Origin of the sequence: uncultured Sphingomonas sp., assembly GCF_913777625.1 — a bacterium.
GTDB lineage: Bacteria > Pseudomonadota > Alphaproteobacteria > Sphingomonadales > Sphingomonadaceae > Sphingomonas.
Window position 1 is genome coordinate 446,106 of sequence record NZ_CAJYTI010000020.1, and the last position, 18,671, is coordinate 464,776.

The window sequence follows — 18,671 nt, forward strand, 5'->3', positions numbered from 1 at the left end:
GCCGTTCTTCCATATTCAACCGCATGAGTCATCTTCCTCCAAGTCCGAGCCGACCACGTCCCACCAGTCAGACTCATCATCTTCAATATTGGATACATATCGCTCGCCGGTTAGCAACTCACGTAGTATCTTTAACTTCTCTAACAGTTCATCGAAGGTTACAATTCGCACGTCTTTTAGTTGACTACGAAATAACTCGAATGACGCGACAAGTTCTTCACCCACAGGCGTCTGCCCAGCCACTACGACGCATTCAACGGCTGATACATCTAGATCGTTTATCTTACTGGTGTAGCGGGTCTGAGCGATGCTGGTGAGCAACTTCAAGCGCTGGTCGAGCACTTGCGTTACAGATCCCAGTAGGTCACGCGATGCAGGATAGACGCCACCACGATACTCACTCCCCAGTAGCGGGGTATTAGGCCGTTTAATTTCGACAAGGGCCGCATTGTGAGTGATCGAATTCGCGGCCAAAAAGTCAGCTATCTTTGTTCCATTGCCTGCAATGGTTTGCCCACCAACAGATGCACTGGGCCTGATGATTACCACCGGCTGTCCAAAAAGCATCGAGAGAAGAAAAGGATTCAACTCAAGGAGTCGCTGCCAAGCGCCTTCGACGCTATTACGTCGCAGATGCCTACGGAAAGATTCTATAAGCCGATCCAGACTAACAACTTCTATATCTTTCTGAAGTTGAGCAAACTCTTTAGGATCTCGCTCCGCTATAGCATCCGCATTCGCGGTTATCGCATTGATTATACCTATTCTGTCTCGACCACGGAGTGTTACTAAGCTGTTTTTGTACCCCCTAGAAGCTTGAATACTGTACCCGGCTTGTAAGGTCGCTCTTTGAACTCAAATAAATCCGGCCTCGCTTTATGTATTGAAGCATTGTGCGCCATCAGCTCACGCTCGACCAAGCTTTCAGCTTGGTGCAAACGCGCGATTCTATTCATCCCGTTTCTTAGCGAGAGATATTCTTCCATATTAAGATAGAATCTATTTGACTCTACTCGCGTATTCTCTCGCTCGGAAATAATTAGACAACTAACGCCATTTATCTTCTCAATAGAATTTATCAGGGGACGCATCTCTTTGACAAAACCAAGTCCAAAAGATGGGTCCTTGATAAAGCCGTTAGGAATTTCCCTCATTATACTAACAACACCGAAATGATCCGTCGGCATTTTAGATTGTTCTGGCAGAGGGATTTCAATCTCGCGAATGCTACGATATTTTTGGCCGTAGAGGCGATCGGAGAAATAGATTAACTGTGGAAATATGCTGATTGTCTTAGCATCAAAATCCATGACTAGTGCGGCGCGTGGCTCGGGCTGTTCTCCATCAAGGTATTGCGTAGCGACACCTCGAACCAATGCATCGGGGGCGCGAATTGTAGCGATCGCCCGCTGACCTTTAGACGACACGACGAAGCGCGCTTCGCCGAAAGGGGACGGGCCCGTCGTCGAGATTTCATCGTCGTCTTGTTGCTCGGGTGCGAAGAGGTCAGCGGACATGGGCCAAAAGTATCGACCCTGACTTATTGTGCAAGGTGCTCATCTGAGACCTATCGCTGGCGGCACGCTGGGAGGGTCGGCCGTAGGCCGATTTTGGAGTGGATACCGGCAACAACTACCTGGTTGGCCCGCTCGCAATATACTGAGGCGTCATGATCATGCAGCTGTGATAGCACCCGCTGACAGCGATTAAGTGCTTCGATTTTCCCTTCGCGACAATAGATGCACAGCACCTCGAGTCGCATGGGGGGCGTAGCTACGACGGCTACCGGGAGACGACAGCTACCCTCCCCGGCTTGCGGCCTGCCGTTTGCCGTCGCGGTCAGGATGTCAATGGGCCAGGAAACGAGCCCAGGGCGGTCCCTTACCCCGCGAATATCCGCCCTTCGCTTCTCCTCAGATCGCGATACCGGGCAGATACGCCAGCACGGTTGCGTCGCCCGCCGCGGCAGCAGCGGCGGCGGCCCCGACGTGGGTGTTACTGGTCGCGGTCGTAGTCAGAACCTTGGCGCTATTGTCCCAGTAGAGCTTGACGCCCGCCGCGATGGCACTGGCTGCCTTGGGCAGCTGAAAGATGCCGCGCAGCTCGAACGGTCCGCTCTGTCCGGATGCGATGGCGATCTTGGCAACGCCGAACAGGCCCGGGCCGATCAGCGCACCTCCGCCAGATGCCACCGCGTAGGGAGCAACGAAACTCGCGCCATCTGGCGCGGAGATGTAGTTCTTCATGCTCAAGCCCCCTTGTTCAGATAGGCGCCGCGATAATCGACAAGGCCACAGCCGAAATCGAGGACGACACGCGTTTCCATGCCCAGCACGTCCCATCCCATTTGGGTGTCCATCTGCGGCCCCTCTTCGCCAGACAGATATGCGTATTCGAGTACCGGGAGGGCCGAGGGTTCTGCCCAGAGGCTCCACGCCTGCGCCGGCAGGCGCGAATCGATCAACGGCGTCAGTTTGCCGCTGAACGGGTTGACGCTTGCCACCTGGTTCGCCGCAAGCGTGGTGAGGAGCTGTTCGATCGTGGTTTCCTGCCCGGCGCCCGCCAGGATGTAGCGGGGAACGGCGTTGAGCGGGGTGACACCATCGGCATCCATCTGCTTCCGCATCGCCTGTCGGCCCGCATCCAGCGTCGCGACGCTCGGCGCGGCACCCGTTGCCGCGATGTTGTTGTGTGCCGGATCGAACAGCGGTTTGAGGTCAGACATGGGAAAGCCGAGGCCATTATTGGCGTTCAGCAAGGCGACCAACTGCTTGGCTTCCGTTTCGGCTGCAGCCCTCGCCATCGTGCGGACAGGATCGGTGAAAGCACCCAGATCATCGTTGATCATGGCCTGACGGGACATGCTGAAGATCTTCGCGAAGGTCCCGATCGCGTAGGCTTCACCGCTGGCACCGAATGTGCCGCGCTTGATCGTTCCGCTTTCCGGCACCTGCTCCAGAATACCGAAACCGCTCAATTGCAGAGCGTTCATTGCCCGAAAGTCGTTGGCGGACCGCTGACGCGCGATGGTTTTCAGCGGTGTCGCTGCAGCCTCGAACATGTCCAGAAGGAAACGCTGGCCGGCAGTCTGTAGGAGGCTGGGAAAGTCGCTGATGGTGTGCTCGCCGACGTTGCGCGGCATCATCGTGGCCGTTTTCAGCACCTCTTCGGCACGCATCCGGCGGACGCCACGAACGCCGGAGTGTTCAAGGATCTCCCGCGCCATGTCCGTCATGCTGAGGGCGATGACCTCCGCAGCAGCGCCCTCGGGGCGACGGCCGGACATCCGGCAGTACAAGGCGTCGGCCATCGCCTGTGCGTGGAACCCCGGGTTTCCGAAGCGCTGGTCCTGCGGAAGATAGCTGGTGATGACGGGCGCGCGTTCCGCGAGCTGATCAATCACGGCATTCCGCACGTCCTCGATCGAGAGCCCCCGCTCCGCCAGGTCGAGCGCGAATTCGGCGGGAAGCTTGGCCTGTGCGACGATCTGCCGGATCGTCGCAATTGGCGCGATGGGAACGCGGTTCATGATTTGCGGCGCGCCGGCCGGAGATGCGGCGGGCGGCGGAAGATTTTTGTCCATCGAAATGCCTTTCAGGTGAGAGGGGATGTTGCGGAAGCCGAAGGAAGCCAGATCGGCGACGGCAGCGATTTTCAGGCGAGGGCCGATGGCGGTGACGAAGCCGTATCCCAACGCCTCCTCGGGCCCCATCCAGGTCTCGCGCGCCATCATCGCAACCAGCGCTCCCGGCTCCAGCTGCGTCCGGCTCGCGTAGATGCGAACCAGCTGGTCACGAACCTTATCGAGGGTGTCGGCACTCGACCGGAAAGCCGAGGCGTTCCCGGCCACGTCGGCTTCGGGATCGTGGATCATCATCATGGCGGACTCCGCCATGATGATCTGATCCGCCGCCATGACGATGATGCTGGCGATCGAAGCCGCCAGACCGTCCACGTACGCGATAACCTTGCCCGGGTACGAATTCAGCGCCTGGTAGATGGCTAGCCCGTCGAAGACCAAGCCGCCAGGCGAATTGACGCGAAGGGTAAGATCCCCCGATGCGGCTCGGATGCGGGCGCAGACCGCGTTCGCGTCCAGCCGCGCCTTTGGGTCCCCGATAGTGCCGTAGAGCAAGATTTCCATGACAGGGAACCTGCGCAGGGCCGCTGCGATTTGCGATTACCCTTGTGCGGCCGTTTGCGTCGTCACGCGGCCGGAAGTGACATGCACCCGGGAACGACGCTGCAGTTCGAGCAGATCTTCCATGGTGTAGCGGACGCGCCCGCCGGGGGTCCGGTGATGCGACACGTTGCCGGCGACGCGCCAGGAGCGAAGTGTGCGCGGCGCTACGCCGAGGATGCGCGCAGCGGCCTTCTCGTCATATTCGAACAGTACATCAGCCACGGTGCATTCCTTTGATCGCGCGTCCAGCGCGGCGGACCCAAACCGAAAGAACAACAACAAGTGTCGAAGAATTAAGCGATACTCGCACGAACCACGCCTTCGGCCCCCGTATAGCAAGCGGGCCGGGGAAGGACCCAAGGCACCCCACCCCTTTCGCCGCGTGCGCTTCACCGGCCCAGCCCACTCGCGATAGGTGGGCGTCAGCAGCGGCTCGCGCTCTTACGCGGTCAGCGACTTCCGGGCGGCCTGCCGCCTCCCCTTTGCGGATCGCAATACGAGCGCCGCCTACTCCTTCCATTCCGACGCCGGAAGCGACGCGGAACGATGACACCCAAGCCATCATCTTTATAAGCACCTGATATTTATTGCTTATTTTTTGAACTGGAATGAACTGGAAGGGTCGGAAGCGTTTGTGTGTTTTTCGCATCGCGCGCGCCCGCACATGTGCGCGTGCGTGCGCAGGTGAGGGAAATGGCATGCGGATGGTTCCGACCCTTCCGATGGCGCGGAAATCTGCCGTTTCTGGCTTCCGGAACCATTCCGACACCATTCCGAACCGGAAGGGTCGTACTTTGATCGGCCACCCCGGCCGCGCGCCGATCACGCTGCGCCCTCGACTATGCGCGTTCGCAACTCGATCAGATCGGCTGCGATCGCATCGAGGCGCGCCAGCAAATCCAACGTCCCTGCATTCTGCAGGAAGGAGAGAGACGGTGCGCAGACCAGCTGCGACTCACCTTCGCCAATAAGGCCGACATCGCGATAGTAGGAGCCGTTGCTATAGAAATGCTCATGCCCGAGCGACTGCATAAGCGCCTTCAGCCGCCGGAAGCCGATGCTGTGCGCCCGCTTCTCGTGCGCCAAGTTCTCCTGGTACGCATGCATGACGTCGCAGGCCTTCAGTCGAGCACCGACCACTCTGCGTAATCGCGCCGCGTAGAAACAGCCGAACTGCACCTCGACAGGATCTGCCGAAGCCAGCGGGCGGCGGGGTAACTCACTCATGATATCACCTCACGGAAGGTTTGGATTGATCAGGCCTCCAAGGATGCCAGCCGCCACCCTTGGTGCAGCCCGCCGGCCACCCTTCCAGACGGAAGGGTGGGGTTCTCCTCGGCGCAGGGATCGGTTTTCCTCTGAAACGCTAAGCCATTGACCATGCAGCTTCAGGTTTTCTCGGCAAATCTCCGGAAAACGGCGGATTTCTGCCGTTGTTCGTTTACGGCACGTCAACTGCACTGCGGCTAGAGCGGGCGCGGAAGGAAGCGCCCGGCCGATGATCGACAATCTCTCGCTCGCCCTCACCCATGGGCTGATGCTGCTGGCGGCCTTCCTGCTGCTCCGCCGCCCGGACCTCGACCGCGAGGATGCCGCGCCGCCCGAACGCAAGAAGAAGCGCAGCGGCTGGGGCAAGCGCGGTGCGTGACTGGGTCTTCGTCCTTTTCCTCGCGACCTTGTTCGGCACCGGCTTTCGCAAGCCGTTCCTGTTCGTGCTGGTCTATGCCTATATCGACATCGTCGCGCCGCAGCGGCTGACCTATCTGCTGCTCAATTCCCTGCCGATCTCGGCGATGGCGGCGGCGCTGGCGCTGGGCGGCTTCCTGCTGTTCGACGACAAACGCGACGTGCGGGTGGCGCCGCGCCAGCTGATGATCGTGGCGCTGATCGGCTATTGCTGGTTCACCACGCTCCACGCAGACTTTCCGGTCGAGGCCAAGGACAAATGGGACTGGGTTTGGAAGGCCCTCGCCTTCGCCGCCTTCCTGCCGCTCACGCTGCGCACGCGTCTCAGGATCGAGGCGCTCCTCTTGTTCATGATTCTCTCGGCCAGCTCGATCATCATCGTCGGCGCGATCAAGACGATCATCTCGGGCGGCGGCTATGGCGAACTGAACCTGATGGTGGCGAACAACTCCGGGCTGTACGAGGGCAGCACCATCTCGACCGTCGCGATCGCGATCCTGCCGCTGATCCTGTGGTTCACCCGCCACGGCACGCTCTTCGCGCCGGACTGGCGGATGAAGGCCTTCGCCTATGCGCTGTGCTTCGCCTGCCTGCTGATCCCGATCGGCACCTCGACGCGCACCGGGCTGCTCTGCATCGGGCTGGTTGCGCTCCTCATGCTCCGCGACAGCCAGAAGAAGCTGCTCTACCTGGGCAGCGTGGCCGCGATGGCGCTGGTCGCCCTGCCCTTCCTCCCCTCCGCCTTCACCGAGCGGATGGGGACGATCAAGACCTACAAGGGCGACGCCTCCGCCTCCACGCGCCTCGCCGTGTGGCAATGGACGATGGACTATGCCCGCAGCCATCCGCTGGGCGGCGGGTTCGAGGCGTATCGCCAGAACCAGATCCGCTACGAGAAGGTCTCGGTGGAGGACAAGGGCGGCGTCGCGGTCGTCGACCGCTCGCTCGAGATCGACAAGGCGCGCGCCTATCACAGCGCCTATTTCGAGATGCTGGGCGAACAGGGCTATCCGGGCCTCGCGCTATGGCTCCTGATCAACCTGTCGGGTCTGGTACGGATGGAGGTGCTGCGCCGCCGCTATGCCCGTGCCGGCCCCGAGGACGCGTGGATCGCCCCGCTCGCCGCCGCGCTGCAGAACGGGCATATCGTCTATCTGCTCGGCGCGGCGTTCGTCGCGATCGCCTTCCAGCCCTTCGTCTACATGCTGATCGGCGCGCAGATCGGGCTCGACACCTATTGCGCCCGCAAGCGTGCGGCGGCGGACTGGCGGCCGCTGCGCAAGGCGCGGCCGGCAGCCGCATGACCGGACGCACCGAGCTGCGCGCGCTCACCGCCGCGCGCGGGATCGCGGCGTGGTGGGTGGTGCTGTTCCATCTGCGGGGCGCGCTGGAGGGACTGCCCCGCGTCGCCGAAGCCATATTGGCCAAGGGCTATCTGGCGGTCGATTTCTTCTTCCTGCTCTCGGGCTTCGTGCTGGCGCTGAGCCATGGCGAACGGTTGCGCGCCGGCGGCCTGGCCGCCATCCCGGCGTTTCTCCGCCGCCGGATCGCGCGGATCTGGCCGCTGCACGCCGCGATGCTCGGCTTCGCGCTGCTGCTCGTCGGAATCCTGCGGGCGAGCGGCCGCACCACGCAGGACTTCCCGCTCGCCGAGCTGCCCGCGCACCTGCTGCTGGTGCAGGCCTGGGGCTTCGCCAACCCGCTCTGCTGGAACGATCCGGCCTGGTCGATCTCGTGCGAGCTGGCGGCCTATCTGCTGTTCCCGTTCTGGGCGTTGGCGGTGGACTGGCGCCGCCAGCGGACGCCGATCCTGCTCGCGGCCATCGCCACGCTGCTCGGGCTGCTGCACGGCGCCTTCGCGGCCCGTGCGGCCGCCGATCTTGGGCAGGACATCGCCCATCTGGGCGTTCTGCGCTGCCTGTTGGAGTTTGCGACGGGGACCCTGGTCCATGCGCTCTGGGAACGCTGGCGGGAACGGCGCTCGCTGCCCGCAATCGGTGTCGCGATTGCGATGGGATCCGGCTGGATGCTCGGGGTTGCCGAGACCGCAATGGTTCCGGCAATGCTCGCTGCGCTGCTGCTGGCGCTTGCGCTCGCGGCCCGCCGCATCCGTACGCCGCGCAACGGCGCGCTGGTCCACCGACTGGGGGAGATCAGCTACGCGACCTATCTCAGCCACTTCCTGCTGTGGTTCGCGTTCAAGCTTGCCTTTGTGCACGGCGAGACGATCGGCTGGCCGCTCGCCCTGCTCTATATCGCGCTTGTCCTCGCCGCGTCCGAGGCGCTCCACCGCTTCGTGGAACGCCCCGCACAGGCGTGGATCAACCGCCTGCCGCTCAGGCGGTCGCGGAGACCTCTTCCAGCGCCGCGAGCACCGCGCGGTTGAAGGCGGGGATGTCGTCCGGCTTGCGGCTGGTGATCAGGTTGCGATCGGTCACCACCTCCTGATCGACCACGTCCGCACCGGCATTGGCAAGGTCGGTGCGGATCGACGGCCAGCTGGTCAGCCGGCGCCCGGCGACCACGTCCGCCTCGGCGAGCAGCCAGGGCGCGTGGCAGATCGCCGCCACCAGCTTGTCCGAATCCATGAAGCCGCGGACGATCTCGATCGCCTTTTGCTGCATCCGCATCTTGTCCGGATTGCCGACGCCGCCCGGCAGCACCAGCGCGTCGAACTGGCCGGGCTCGACCTGATCGAGCGTCGTGTCGGGCGTGATGCTCTTGCCCTTCTCGCCGGCGGTCTCGCCGGTGATGGCATCGGTCTTGATCGAGGCGAGCGTCACCTGCGCGCCGGCATCGAGCAGTGCCTGGCGGGGCTCGAACAGCTCCGATTCCTCGAAGCCGTCGGTGGCGAGCATCAGCACGCGGGCATTCTGCAGATTGGCCATGGGGGCATCCTTCCGGTATTTTCTGAAGATATCGCGCCAACCCGCCGGCCGTGGCAGGGGTTCCGGAACAGTTTGTCGTCACGGCGCATTTGCCTTGGCTCTGGCCGAGGAGTTGGAATGGACAGCGCCGACATTGTCTATGTCGAGGATCAGGGACCCGGCATCACCCGCCGCAAGATGCGCCACGGCTGGGGCTATTTCGACGCGGCAGGAACCCGCATCACCGACCGCGAGGAAATCGATCGGCTCAATGCCGTCGGCCTGCCGCCGGCGTACGAGAATGCCTGGTTCTGCCCGGACCCGAACGGCCATATCCAGGCGACCGGCTATGACGTGAAGGGCCGCAAGCAATATCGCTATCACACCGGCTTCCGCGAGGCGCAGGAGGCGGCGAAATACGATCGCTGCGGCATGTTCGGCGAGCGCCTGCCCCGGCTGCGCCGCGAGGTGGAAGCAGACCTGCGCCTGCGCGGGCTGTGCAAGGAAAAGGCGGTGGCCGCCGTGGTGCGACTGCTCGACCTTGGCTCGATCCGCGTCGGCAACGAGACCTACGCACAGGCGAACAAGAGCTTCGGCGCCACCACCTTGCGCAAGCGCCACGTGAAGGTGACCGGCGGCACGCTCAGGCTCCAGTTCCGCGCCAAGTCCGGCAAGCTGCGGGTGATGACGGTGACGGACAAGTCGCTCAGCCGCTTCGTCAAGCGCTGCCAGGACTTGCCGGGCCAGAACCTGTTCCGCTGGATCGACGACGCCGGCGAAGCGCACCCGGTCACCTCCAGCGACGTCAACGCCTATATCCGCGAGGCGATGGACGCGCCGTTCAGCGCCAAGCATTTCCGCACCTGGGGCGCCAGCGTGATCGCCTATCGCACGCTCGCGCAGGCGCCCGAGCCGATCGGCCTCAAGACGCTGCTGGAACCCGTTACTGAGGCGCTGGGCAACACGCCCGCCATCGCCCGCAAATCCTATGTCCATCCGCGCCTGATCGAGCTCGCGCGCGACAAGGCCGCCCAGGCGCTGTTCCGCGCCGGGTTGCGCCTGCCCCGCACCACGCAGTACCTCGATCGGTACGAACGCGGCCTGATCGTCTTCCTGGAGACCGATCCGGCCGAACAGCCCGCCAAGGCAGCCTGACGAGACCCGATGCTGATCACCACCAAAGCCCCCACCCATTTCCAACGCCAGCTTGCGGCCTTTATCGGCGATACGCCGGAGTGGATCAGCGAGCATTGGCTGAGTATCTTGGTCGCCACTGGTATCGCCATCGGCATCGTGCTGATCCTCCACACGCTGCGCTCCTGGGGCATGCGACTGTGCCGGAACAGCGACGGCAATGGCGGCGCCAACTGGTACACGATCCTCGGCCGCACCGTCGCGCGGACCGGCAATTTCTTCATCGTCATGACGGCCGTCCGGCTGGTGGTGAACTATGCGCAGACGCCATCGCTGCTCGACAAGACCGTCACCTTCCTCTTCACGATCGCCGTCGCCTTTCAGGTGGCGATCTGGATCCGCGAGATCATCTTCGGGCTGATCGAGCACCGCACCCGCGGCGACAATGCCAGCGAGAGCCTGGCGAGCGCCGTCGGCATCATTCGCCTGCTGATCTCGATCGCGCTGTTCGCGATCGCGCTGGTGATGATCTTGAGCAATGTCGGCGTGAACGTGACCGGCCTGGTCGCCGGTCTCGGCGTCGGCGGCATCGCCATCGGTCTCGCCGCGCAGGGCATCGTCGGCGACCTGATTGCGGCGCTGTCGATCCTGTTCGACCGCCCGTTCCGCGTCGGCGACAACATCAAGTTCGGCACGACCAGCGGCACGGTGGAAGGCATCGGCCTCAAGTCGACGCGGATCCGCGCCTTCGAGGGCGAGATGCACATCATCTCGAACCGCCAGCTGCTCGACAAGGAACTGCACAACCTCACCGATCGCACCAAGATCCGCCTGCCGTTCACCATCGGCGTGGCGTACGAGACGCCGCCGGAGAAGCTCGAGCGGCTGCCGGAGATCTTCAAGTCAATCGTCGAGGCCAATGGCGCGACGGCGGTGCGCAACGGCTTTTCGGGGTTCGGGGCGAGCTCGATCGACTATGAGCTGATCGCCGAGCTCCACACCGGCAGCTGGGATATCGGCCATCCGACGCGCGATCGCATCCTGGTCGGCATCGTCCGCAAGCTGGCCGAAGAGGGGATCAGCATTCCCTACCCGACCCAGACGACCTACACCGCCGCGCCGGACGGGCGGATCATCATGCCCTATCCGGACGTGCAGCCGGTGCTGCGGGTGGACAAGGAGGATGGGGAGCGGTGAGCTTCCAACACCGCCTGCCCTATCAGCTGTCATTCCCGCGAAAGCGGGAATCCATTGGCGCTGCATCGTCGGTTCCAGCCCCCAGCGTCCTGGCAAATGGATTCCCGCCTTCGCGGGAATGACGGAGCTGGAGGATCAGGCGGTCAAATCCTCAATCGTACGTCGTCACCAGCCAGCTCCACACGCCCCAGGCGAGCAGCGCCCACACCCCCAGCACGATCGCGATCCCGCTCCAGCTTACCGGCCGGTGGCTCGCCTCCTCGGCCGCGGCGCGGTGTTCGGCGAACTGCTCGGGCGGGATCAGTCGCTCGAACAGCCAGACGCCGAGCGGGATCAGGATCGCGTCGTCCACCAGCCCGAGCACCGGGATGAAATCGGGGATCAGGTCGATCGGCGACAGCGCATAGGCGGCCACCAGAACGCCGACGATCCGCGCCGCCAGGGGCGTGCGCGGATCGCGGATGGCAAGCCATACGGCATGCGCCTCGGTGCGGACGCGGTGTGCGAGCGAGGGACCCATGGCCCTGAATCGCGCAGCCGCGCCAGCGGGTCAATCTCGGCTCATCGCTCGGCGGTGGTTTCCACCTTGGCGTGGCTGCCGGTCTCGTCCGACTTGATCTTGCCGCCGAACAGCATCTTGAGCTTGCCGGTCACCGACATGTCGGTTTCCCACATCTCCGCGTCGTCGATGTCGATGCGGAGCAGCGCGAGGTTGGGATCGGACTTGCCGCCCGGAAACCAGGCCTCGACCTGGCTGTTCCACAGCTTGTCGATCATCGCGAAATCGTTGTCGATGCGCGCCGTGCCCGCGAGGCAGGCGAAGAAATCATGCCCCTTGGACACGAACTGCAGCATCGCCGGGCCACCCTTGGCCATGCGATTGTCCTTGCCGATGAAGAAGAAGATCGTGTCGACCTGATCCTCGTCGAGCTGCGCGGTCAGCGGCTCGCTGTGCTGGCCGTCCTGCAGGCCCACCATCAGGAACGGGCTCGACGCCAGCTTGGACCAGAAATGCTTCTTCAGTTCGACCGTATCGGCCATGATCGTCTCCCGGTGTGTGTTCAGCCGGGTAACGTGCAGGCCGGCTCAGGCGTTCCGGATCGCTGCCGCCGCGCCGATCAGTTCGAGATCCGCCCGGTTGACCAGCGCGACCGGCGTCTCGGCCAGCTGGCGACGGAAGGAAGGCCGCGCCTCCATTCGGCGACGAAAGCCCGGTTCCTTCAGTTGCGGCTCCAGCGCCCGGGCGATCGCGCCCGTGAGGAACACCCCGTCCCACGCATCGAAGGTGAGCGCCAGATCGCCGACGAACGCGCCGAGATGCTCGACGAACATCCGTACCACCGCGGTGCTCACCGGATCGCGACCGATATTGCGGGTCACGTCCTCGGGCGTCGGCAGCTTCCTGCCGCCCGACAGCGCCTCGTATGCGAGCAGCAGGCCGTTGGCACTCAGCAAGGTCTCGACCTCGACCAGTCCGCCCCGCGCCTTGCAGAAGGTGACGAAGCGCTCCTCGTCGCCGGTCTGGGCGGCGAACCCGATATGGCCCGCCTCGCTCTGCACCGGCACATGGCGCCCCTCGACGCTGATCAGCGCGGCGACGCCGAGGCCCGTGCCGACGCCGATCACCGCGTAATTGCCGCCCGGCGCGATCGGCCGTGGGACGGGGCCGCTGAGCGCGGTAAACGCTGTCGGCGGCAGGCGCGTCAGCGCCAGCGCGTTGGCGGCGCATTCGTTCAGCGCCAACGGCTTCTCGCGCAGCACCGCCTCCACCCCTGCCAGCGAGATATACCAGCGGCTGCCGGTGAGGTTGATCAGGTCGCCCCGCACCGCCCCCGCGACGGCGAGCACGCTCGGCATCCGCGCGTCCCGCAGGCCGACGCTGGATAGATACGATACCAATGCACTTGTGAAGGTCGGATGGTCGCTGTTGTAAAAACGCTGAATATCGCGCGGCTCGGCGCCTTCTGCACCACCGGTAAGGCCGAACCGAACCGATTGGCGGCCAATATCAGCCACCAGTGCCACACTTTCTCCCATCGCTTCCTCTCCGAACGCCGCCGAATATTTCCCGCGTGCGTCCGGGGTATCGCTAACAATGGTTACGAGAACAATAAATATTTGAGGCTGGGAACGGTTGCATGAGGAGTTTCAAGCAGTTCGCGGATCGGCACCGAACCGATTGGTTCCATTTTCGGGGGACCAGTAGAGCGCGATGACGAGCAGGGCGAGCGCCACCGGCCCCGCCATCGGCAGCACGGGCACGCCTGGATAGAGGCCCATCGCCGCCTGGGTTCGGTTCAGGTCCGATGCCACGACGATCGCGGCGAGCAACAGCCCCGGGATCGCCGGCAGCCCGGTATCGTGCAGCCGCCGCACGATCAGCCCGAGCAGCGGCACCAGCAACAGCAGCGCCAGCGCTTCCTCGAACGCGGCGCGAAGCTGGAAGGTGTGCACGCTCGGCGCCGTCGGCGGGTGGAAGAAGTGGATGAGCAGGAACAGCGCGGCCTCGGCCAGCGCGATCAGGATCAGCGCGCTGGTGAGTTCGCTCCGCGTCGAGCGGCCGCGGAACAGGAAACTCCGGCCGATCGCCCGAAGGCCGGTCCGCAGGGAAACGCCGTCACGATACACAACTTCCGTCATGGGGCGGAGGGTGCAGCGCGCCGCACCCTCCGGTCAACCCCTTAGAGGACTTCGAAAAGCCCGGCCGCGCCCATGCCGCCGCCGATGCACATCGTGACGACCACATACTTCGCGCCGCGGCGCTTGCCCTCGATCAGCGCATGGCCGGTCATGCGGGCCCCCGACATGCCATAGGGATGGCCGATCGAGATCGCGCCGCCGTTGACGTTGAGCAACTCGTTGGGGATGCCCAGCTTGTCGCGGCAGTAGAGCACCTGCACCGCGAATGCCTCGTTGAGCTCCCACAGGCCGATATCGTCCATCTTGAGGTTGAAGCGTTCGAGCAGCTTCGGGATGGCATAGACCGGGCCGATGCCCATCTCGTCGGGCTTGGTGCCCGCCACCGCCATGCCGACATAGCGGCCGAGCGGGGTGAGGCCGCGCTTCTCCGCGAGCTTCTCCTCCATCAGCACCGCCGCCGACGAGCCGTCCGAAAGCTGGCTGGCATTGCCCGCCGTCACCGTGCCGTTCGGTACCACCGGCTGGAGCGCCTGCAGGCCTTCCAGCGTCGTTTCGGGGCGATTGCCCTCGTCCTTGGCGAGGGTGATTTCCTTCTGGGAGACTTCCTTGGTCTCCTTGTTGACGAGGTTCATCGTCGCGGTAACGGGCACGATCTCGTCGTCGAACTTGCCCGCGGCCTGCGCCGCGGCGGTGCGCTGCTGCGACTGGAAGGCATAGGCATCGCACGCATCGCGGCCGATGCCGTAGCGCGCGGCGACGATTTCGGCGGTCTGCAGCATCGGCATGTAGGTTTCGTTATGCATCGCGATCAGCTCGCGATCGGGCTCGACGCGCATCTGCGGGGTCTGGACGAGGCTGATCGATTCGACGCCGCCGCCCAGCGTGATGTCCATATTGTCGACGACGATCTGCTTGGCGGCGGTGGCGATCGCCATCAGGCCCGAGGCGCACTGGCGGTCGATCGACATGCCGGCCACTTCGACCGGCAGCCCGGCGCGGAGAAGTGCCAAGCGGGCGATGTTGGGCGCCTGGCTGCCCTGCTGGAGCGCGGCACCGAACACGACGTCGTCGACCTGGCCGGGCTCGATGCCCGCGCGCTCGACCGCGGCGCGGATCGCGTGCGCGCCCAGCGTCGGCGCCGGGGTGGCGTTGAACGCCCCGCGATAGGCCCGGCCGATGCCCGTGCGGGCGGTGGAAACGATGACTGCGGAGCGCATTTCTTCTATCCTCCAAGGCGTCACCCCAGCGAACGCTGGGGTCTCTTTCAGTATTCCTCTCGACGAGATGCCAGCGTGCGCTGGCATGACGATCGAGTTTAGACGTACACCAGCGCGATCCACTCGGCGATCACCGCCGGCTTCTCCTCGCCTTCGATCTCGAGCTGATAGTCCTGCACCTGTTCCCAGACGCCGGGCTGCCGCTCGACGAACTTCTTCAGCGTGAACCGCCCGCGCACCCGCTTGCCGGAGCGCACCGGCGTCAGGAACCGGACCTTGTTCCCCCCATAGTTCACGCCCATCCGCGCGCCTTCGATCGCCGGCGCATCGGTGCGCGCGGCGAGCATCGGCATCAGCGAGAGCGAGAGGAAGCCATGCGCGATGGTGCCGCCGAACGGCGTTTCCGCCGCGCGTACCGGATCGACATGGATGAACTGGTGGTCGCCGGTCGCTTCGGCGAACTGGTCGATCATCGCCTGGGTGACCTCCACCCAGTCCGAGACATGCGCGGTGCCGACCCGTTCGGCCATCTCCTGCGGGGTGACGGTCGCTGCCAAGACTATCCTCTCGCGTAATTATCTTTCATAGGCTCGCCATATCTAAGGGGGGCACCGGCCTCCCTGCAAGCTTTAGCCGACCGGAAACTGGAAAATGCCGACTGCCGTACCGTCACACCACCGCGAAATGATGGCCAAACTGCACCGCGCGGCCGAACCCGATGTTCTAAAACCGCTTCTGGAGCGTGCGCGACTCACCGCTGATTCGCGTGAACGGGTGATGGACCATGCGCTGGCGCTGCTGGCGGACCTGCGCGCCGCGCAGAACCGCGGCTGGGTGAACCAGTTCCTTCAGGAATACCGGCTGAATTCCTCCGAAGGCGTCGCGCTCCTGAGCCTCGCCGAGGCCTTCCTGCGCGTGCCCGATCCCGAGACCGCCGACCTGCTGATCGCCGACAAGATCGGCGACGCCGACTGGAAGGCGCATTCGGGCAAGTCGAACTCGGTGCTGGTCAATTCGGCGACGTGGGGGCTGATGCTCGGCCGCGCGCTGGTCGGTGACGAGAAGACGGGCGCGCTCCGCCGGCTGATCTCGCGCGCCGGCGAACCCTTCGTCCGCCAGGCGGTGGGCGCGGCGATGAAGCGGATGGGCGAGGTGTTCGTGATGGGCCGCACCATCGACGAAGCCTCGAAGCGGATGAAGAAGCCCGAGAACAAGGGCTTCACCGCCAGCTTCGACATGCTGGGCGAGGCCGCGCGGACCAAGGCGGATGCCGAACGCTATTTCCAGGCCTATTTCGAGGCGATCCGCGCGGTCGGCAGCGATCCCAAGGCGGGGCATTCGATCTCGGTGAAGCTCTCCGCGCTCCACCCGCGCTACGAAGTCGCACAGTACGATCGCTGCGTGCCCGAGCTGACCGACATGCTGGCGCAGCTCGCCTCGGAGTCGGCGGCGCAGGGTATCCCGCTCACCGTCGACGCGGAAGAGAGCGAGCGGCTGGAGATGAGCCTCGACATCATCGGCTCGGTTGCGCGTCGACCAGAGCTCAAGGGCTGGAACGGCTTCGGCATGGCGGTGCAGGCCTATGGCAAGCGCGCCCGCGCGGTGATCGGCTGGGCCGACGATCTCGGCCGACCGATGCACGTGCGGCTGGTCAAGGGCGCCTATTGGGACAGCGAGATCAAGCGCACCCAGGTCGAGGGCCTGTCCGATTACCCCCTGTTCACCCGCAAGGCGGCGACCGATGTCTCCTACCTCGCCTGCGCGCGCGACATGCTCGCGGCGAAGAACATCGTGCCGGCGTTCGCCAGCCACAACGCGCTGACCGTCGCGACCATTCTCGACTGGGCCGGCAACAGCCGCGACTTCGAGTTCCAGCGCCTCCACGGCATGGGCGAAGGGCTGTACGAGCGGCTGGTCAACGAGCAGGGCTATCACTGCCGCATCTACGCGCCGGTCGGCGGCCACCGCGACCTGCTGGCCTATCTCGTCCGTCGCCTGCTGGAAAATGGCGCGAACTCCAGCTTCGTCCACCAGCTCGCCGACGAGCAATTGAGCGAAGCCGAGTTGCTCGCCGATCCGGTGGAGAAGATCGCGGCGGTGGGTGGTACGCGGCATCCGAGCATCCCGCTGCCCGTCGAACTGTTCGGCGCGTGGAAGAACTCCGGCGGCATCGACCTTGCCGAGCGGACGATCCTCGCCGAAACGGCGGCGGCAATTGCCGCGAAGCCTCTGCCTGCGGCCACCACCAGCGCGACCACCGATGTGCGCGCGGCCATCGACCGCGCGACTGCCGCCTTCCCCGGCTGGGCCGCGACGCCGCTTGCCACCCGCGCCGCGATCCTCGAGCGCCTTGCCGACCTGCTCGAGGAAAACCGCATCGAGCTGATGGCGCTCGCCGTCAAGGAAGCCTTCAAGACCATCCCCGACGCGCTCGGCGAGGTTCGCGAGTCGGCCGATTTCTGCCGCTACTATGCGCTCCAGGCCCGCACCGGCCTCGCCCCCATCACCCTTCCCGGGCCGACGGGCGAGCGCAACGAGCTGCGCATGGAAGGCCGCGGCGTGTGGGCGACGATCGCGCCGTGGAACTTCCCGCTGGCGATCTTCCTCGGCCAGACCGCCGCGGCTTTGGTCGCGGGCAATGCCGTGGTCGCCAAGCCCGCGCCGCAGACGCCCGAGATCGCCCGCGCCGCGGTGCGCCTCGCCCATCAGGCCGGCGTGCCGGAAGATGCGCTGGTGCTGGTGACCGGCGGGCCGGAGGTGGGCGCAGCCCTCACCGCCGACCATCGCATCGCCGGCGTCGCCTTCACCGGCTCCACCCCCACCGCCAAGAAGATCGCCGCCGCGCTGCTGGAAGGCGAGGATCGCCCGCTGGTGCCGCTGATCGCGGAGACGGGCGGCATCAACGCGATGATCGTCGATTCGACCGCGCTGCCCGAGCAGGTGGTGGCCGACGTGCTCACCTCGGCCTTCCGCTCGGCCGGCCAGCGCTGCTCGGCGCTGCGCCTGCTGCTGCTGCAGGAGGAGATCGCCGACGGCGTGATCGAGATGCTGCGCGGCGCGATGGAGCTGCTGATCCTCGGCGACCCGGCCGATCCGCGCACCGATATCGGCCCGGTGATCGACCAGGCGGCCTATGACAAGCTGATGGCCTATCGCGACAGCGCCAAGGCCCAGTGGCTGAAGACCGTGCCGGTCCCCGCCACCGGCCTCTTCGTGCCGCCGACGATGATCCGCATCGACCGGCCCGAAGACCTGACCCGCGAATGGTTCGGGCCGATCCTCCATGTCGCCACCTGGAAGGCGGGCCAGCTCGCCGAGACGGTGGCGCGGGTGAACGCCAAAGGCTTCGGGCTCACCATGGGCCTGCACAGCCGCATCGCCCGCTCGGCCGAGCTGGTCGAGGCGGAAGCGCGGGTGGGCAATCTGTACATCAACCGCTCGATGATCGGTGCGGTGGTGGGCTCGCAGCCGTTCGGCGGCGAGGGCCTGTCGGGCACCGGCCCCAAGGCGGGCGGGCCGCACTATCTGCACCGCTTCTGCGCGGAGCGGGCGGTGTCGGTGGACACCACCAGCGCCGGCGGCAACGCGACGCTGCTCAGCCTGGACGAAGGGGGGATTTGAGGGCGCCGAGTCTATCCTCCCTCCCTGCGAGGGAGGATGGGGCCGGCCTCTTCACACACCAACCGTCAGTCCCGCGAAGGCGGGACTCCATTAGCCAGAACGTTCGGGGAAAGAACCGCGCCTTCA

General features: G+C 64.8%; 19 protein-coding genes. 6 read left to right on the plus strand and 13 right to left on the minus strand.

What is annotated here, in order from left to right:
• Window positions 1-15 precede the first annotated feature (15 nt).
• The 6 genes from QZ814_RS12060 to QZ814_RS12085 all read right to left on the minus strand — a co-directional run bounded on the left by QZ814_RS12060 (window position 16) and on the right by QZ814_RS12085 (window position 5,410).
• On the minus strand, window positions 16-822 hold the full coding sequence (locus QZ814_RS12060; RefSeq protein ID WP_365898615.1) for a Shedu immune nuclease family protein: 807 nt from the start codon (window positions 820-822) through the stop codon (window positions 16-18).
• A complete protein-coding gene (locus QZ814_RS12065) occupies window positions 789-1,517 on the minus strand; it encodes a hypothetical protein (RefSeq protein WP_294332486.1) in 729 nt (242 codons plus the stop codon). Before QZ814_RS12065 ends, QZ814_RS12060 begins: the two co-directional genes overlap by 34 nt.
• A gap of 396 nt (window positions 1,518-1,913) precedes the next feature.
• The gene (locus tag QZ814_RS12070; protein WP_294332488.1) at window positions 1,914-2,246 is read right to left on the minus strand and encodes a DUF2190 family protein; all 333 of its coding nucleotides are present in this window, start codon (window positions 2,244-2,246) and stop codon (window positions 1,914-1,916) included.
• 2 nt (window positions 2,247-2,248) lie between these two features.
• Entirely contained in the window at window positions 2,249-4,144 is a 1,896-nt protein-coding gene (locus tag QZ814_RS12075; protein WP_294332490.1) for a head maturation protease, ClpP-related, read from the minus strand.
• Between the two features lie 36 nt (window positions 4,145-4,180).
• Window positions 4,181-4,405 carry a helix-turn-helix domain-containing protein gene (locus QZ814_RS12080; RefSeq protein ID WP_294332492.1) on the minus strand — a complete coding sequence of 75 codons (225 nt, stop codon included), beginning with the start codon at window positions 4,403-4,405 and terminating at the stop codon, window positions 4,181-4,183.
• A gap of 600 nt (window positions 4,406-5,005) precedes the next feature.
• Entirely contained in the window at window positions 5,006-5,410 is a 405-nt protein-coding gene (locus QZ814_RS12085; RefSeq protein WP_294332495.1) for a hypothetical protein, read from the minus strand.
• Between the two features lie 271 nt (window positions 5,411-5,681).
• On the opposite strand from QZ814_RS12085, the gene QZ814_RS12090 reads away from it, so the two are divergent.
• Genes QZ814_RS12090 through QZ814_RS12100 form a run of 3 tightly spaced genes read left to right on the plus strand, consistent with a single transcriptional unit; the run spans window position 5,682 to window position 8,255 of the window.
• Window positions 5,682-5,831, plus strand: coding sequence for a hypothetical protein (locus tag QZ814_RS12090; protein WP_294332497.1), 150 nt, complete (start codon window positions 5,682-5,684; stop codon window positions 5,829-5,831).
• Window positions 5,824-7,173 carry a putative O-glycosylation ligase, exosortase A system-associated gene (locus QZ814_RS12095; RefSeq protein ID WP_294332499.1) on the plus strand — a complete coding sequence of 450 codons (1,350 nt, stop codon included), beginning with the start codon at window positions 5,824-5,826 and terminating at the stop codon, window positions 7,171-7,173. The genes QZ814_RS12090 and QZ814_RS12095 overlap by 8 nt, the downstream gene beginning before the upstream one ends.
• A complete protein-coding gene (locus tag QZ814_RS12100) occupies window positions 7,170-8,255 on the plus strand; it encodes an acyltransferase (RefSeq protein WP_294332501.1) in 1,086 nt (361 codons plus the stop codon). The genes QZ814_RS12095 and QZ814_RS12100 overlap by 4 nt, the downstream gene beginning before the upstream one ends.
• On the opposite strand, the gene QZ814_RS12105 is transcribed toward QZ814_RS12100, so the two are convergent.
• Window positions 8,206-8,757: a type 1 glutamine amidotransferase domain-containing protein gene (locus QZ814_RS12105; protein ID WP_294332502.1), complete on the minus strand. Its 552-nt coding sequence runs from the start codon at window positions 8,755-8,757 to the stop codon at window positions 8,206-8,208. The two genes, QZ814_RS12100 and QZ814_RS12105, sit on opposite strands and share 50 nt — an antisense overlap.
• Window positions 8,758-8,874: 117 nt before the next feature.
• Between QZ814_RS12105 and QZ814_RS12110 the strand changes: the two genes are divergently transcribed.
• Complete coding sequence (locus tag QZ814_RS12110) at window positions 8,875-9,891, plus strand: DNA topoisomerase IB (protein ID WP_294332505.1); 1,017 nt, start codon at window positions 8,875-8,877, stop codon at window positions 9,889-9,891.
• A 9-nt stretch (window positions 9,892-9,900) separates the two neighbouring features.
• Window positions 9,901-11,067, plus strand: a complete 1,167-nt coding sequence (locus tag QZ814_RS12115; RefSeq protein ID WP_294332508.1) for a mechanosensitive ion channel family protein — start codon at window positions 9,901-9,903, stop codon at window positions 11,065-11,067.
• Between the two features lie 151 nt (window positions 11,068-11,218).
• Here the strand turns inward: QZ814_RS12115 and QZ814_RS12120 are convergent, their stop codons facing one another.
• The 6 genes from QZ814_RS12120 to QZ814_RS12145 form a co-directional block, all read right to left on the minus strand.
• Window positions 11,219-11,587, minus strand: coding sequence for a YkvA family protein (locus QZ814_RS12120; protein WP_294332511.1), 369 nt, complete (start codon window positions 11,585-11,587; stop codon window positions 11,219-11,221).
• 41 nt (window positions 11,588-11,628) lie between these two features.
• A complete protein-coding gene (locus tag QZ814_RS12125) occupies window positions 11,629-12,108 on the minus strand; it encodes a pyridoxamine 5'-phosphate oxidase family protein (RefSeq protein ID WP_294332514.1) in 480 nt (159 codons plus the stop codon).
• Between the two features lie 45 nt (window positions 12,109-12,153).
• Complete coding sequence (locus QZ814_RS12130) at window positions 12,154-13,092, minus strand: glucokinase (protein ID WP_294332517.1); 939 nt, start codon at window positions 13,090-13,092, stop codon at window positions 12,154-12,156.
• 123 nt (window positions 13,093-13,215) lie between these two features.
• Window positions 13,216-13,707 (minus strand): DUF805 domain-containing protein, encoded by a 492-nt coding sequence (locus QZ814_RS12135; RefSeq protein ID WP_294332520.1) that lies wholly within the window; start codon window positions 13,705-13,707, stop codon window positions 13,216-13,218.
• Window positions 13,708-13,748: 41 nt separating this feature from the next.
• Window positions 13,749-14,924 (minus strand): acetyl-CoA C-acyltransferase, encoded by a 1,176-nt coding sequence (locus tag QZ814_RS12140; RefSeq protein ID WP_294332523.1) that lies wholly within the window; start codon window positions 14,922-14,924, stop codon window positions 13,749-13,751.
• Window positions 14,925-15,022: 98 nt separating this feature from the next.
• Entirely contained in the window at window positions 15,023-15,454 is a 432-nt protein-coding gene (locus QZ814_RS12145; protein ID WP_294332600.1) for a MaoC family dehydratase, read from the minus strand.
• 157 nt (window positions 15,455-15,611) lie between these two features.
• Here QZ814_RS12145 and QZ814_RS12150 point away from each other — a divergent pair, with 157 nt between their 5' ends.
• A complete protein-coding gene (locus tag QZ814_RS12150) occupies window positions 15,612-18,545 on the plus strand; it encodes an L-glutamate gamma-semialdehyde dehydrogenase (protein ID WP_294332526.1) in 2,934 nt (977 codons plus the stop codon).
• Window positions 18,546-18,671: the final 126 nt, after the last annotated feature.

What these genes read in the sequence shown, in the direction of transcription:
- QZ814_RS12065 (WP_294332486.1), bottom strand. Translation starts at nt 1,517, where the DNA reads ATGTCCGCTGACCTCTTCGCACCCGAGCAACAAGACGACGATGAAATC.
- QZ814_RS12070 (WP_294332488.1), bottom strand. Translation starts at nt 2,246, where the DNA reads ATGAAGAACTACATCTCCGCGCCAGATGGCGCGAGTTTCGTTGCTCCC.
- QZ814_RS12075 (WP_294332490.1), bottom strand. Translation starts at nt 4,144, where the DNA reads ATGGAAATCTTGCTCTACGGCACTATCGGGGACCCAAAGGCGCGGCTG.
- QZ814_RS12085 (WP_294332495.1), bottom strand. Translation starts at nt 5,410, where the DNA reads ATGAGTGAGTTACCCCGCCGCCCGCTGGCTTCGGCAGATCCTGTCGAG.
- QZ814_RS12090 (WP_294332497.1), top strand. Translation starts at nt 5,682, where the DNA reads ATGATCGACAATCTCTCGCTCGCCCTCACCCATGGGCTGATGCTGCTG.
- QZ814_RS12100 (WP_294332501.1), top strand. Translation starts at nt 7,170, where the DNA reads ATGACCGGACGCACCGAGCTGCGCGCGCTCACCGCCGCGCGCGGGATC.
- QZ814_RS12105 (WP_294332502.1), bottom strand. Translation starts at nt 8,757, where the DNA reads ATGGCCAATCTGCAGAATGCCCGCGTGCTGATGCTCGCCACCGACGGC.
- QZ814_RS12110 (WP_294332505.1), top strand. Translation starts at nt 8,875, where the DNA reads ATGGACAGCGCCGACATTGTCTATGTCGAGGATCAGGGACCCGGCATC.
- QZ814_RS12115 (WP_294332508.1), top strand. Translation starts at nt 9,901, where the DNA reads ATGCTGATCACCACCAAAGCCCCCACCCATTTCCAACGCCAGCTTGCG.
- QZ814_RS12120 (WP_294332511.1), bottom strand. Translation starts at nt 11,587, where the DNA reads ATGGGTCCCTCGCTCGCACACCGCGTCCGCACCGAGGCGCATGCCGTA.
- QZ814_RS12125 (WP_294332514.1), bottom strand. Translation starts at nt 12,108, where the DNA reads ATGGCCGATACGGTCGAACTGAAGAAGCATTTCTGGTCCAAGCTGGCG.
- QZ814_RS12135 (WP_294332520.1), bottom strand. Translation starts at nt 13,707, where the DNA reads ATGACGGAAGTTGTGTATCGTGACGGCGTTTCCCTGCGGACCGGCCTT.
- QZ814_RS12140 (WP_294332523.1), bottom strand. Translation starts at nt 14,924, where the DNA reads ATGCGCTCCGCAGTCATCGTTTCCACCGCCCGCACGGGCATCGGCCGG.
- QZ814_RS12145 (WP_294332600.1), bottom strand. Translation starts at nt 15,454, where the DNA reads ATGGCCGAACGGGTCGGCACCGCGCATGTCTCGGACTGGGTGGAGGTC.
- QZ814_RS12150 (WP_294332526.1), top strand. Translation starts at nt 15,612, where the DNA reads ATGGCCAAACTGCACCGCGCGGCCGAACCCGATGTTCTAAAACCGCTT.